Annotated in this window: 1 pseudogene; it reads right to left on the bottom strand. The window is 24.0% G+C overall.

What is annotated here, in order from left to right:
* A pseudogene (locus AJ881_RS09610) lies at nt 1-672 on the bottom strand (DUF115 domain-containing protein); the annotation flags it as partial.

Below are 672 nucleotides of genomic sequence, written 5' to 3' on the forward strand. Positions count from 1 at the left end.
TTTATAACTAGGATGAGTGATCATTTGAGGAAGATTATAAACAAATTGCTCTATGCCTTGAAGGGTATCTATTGAATCATTGCCATTTCTTAAAATAATATTTTTAAAAGTTTCTGCTAGTTCATGATTGATTTTTAAAACATCTTCATGAAATCTTTCATAATAATTACTCATCAGTTCTAAAAAATAAATTCTAGAAAATTGAAAGAAAGGCTTAGAAGAACAAAGTTCAACATAATCCTGAATTTGTAATTTATCATTTTCTAAAATCATCAATCTTGAATTTTGCAATTCATTTGAAAAATCTAAGATATGAAACATGACCCAAATGATTTCTATATCTTTTTCAAAAACAACAATATGTTGATGATTTTTATTTTGTAATAAAGCTTTAAATAAAATTCCATTTCCAAAACCATAAAAATACAATACAGGATAAAGTAGGTATTTGTCATTATAGGTGTTTAACATAGTGTTTAATTCATCAATAACATTTCCATAAAGAAAAGTATTATCATTCGTATCTTTTAAATTTATATCTAGATTATCTTTACCTAAGATAAGTTCAAATTTACTAGACTTGATTTCTTTTAAACTTTCTTTTAAAAGAATATTACCTAAAGCTTCAATGTTATTATTAAAGAGTTCTTTTTGAGTAGAGGTGAAGGTCAT

It is taken from the genome of Campylobacter sp. BCW_6460, assembly GCF_001762705.1.
GTDB lineage: Bacteria > Campylobacterota > Campylobacteria > Campylobacterales > Campylobacteraceae > Campylobacter_D > Campylobacter_D jejuni.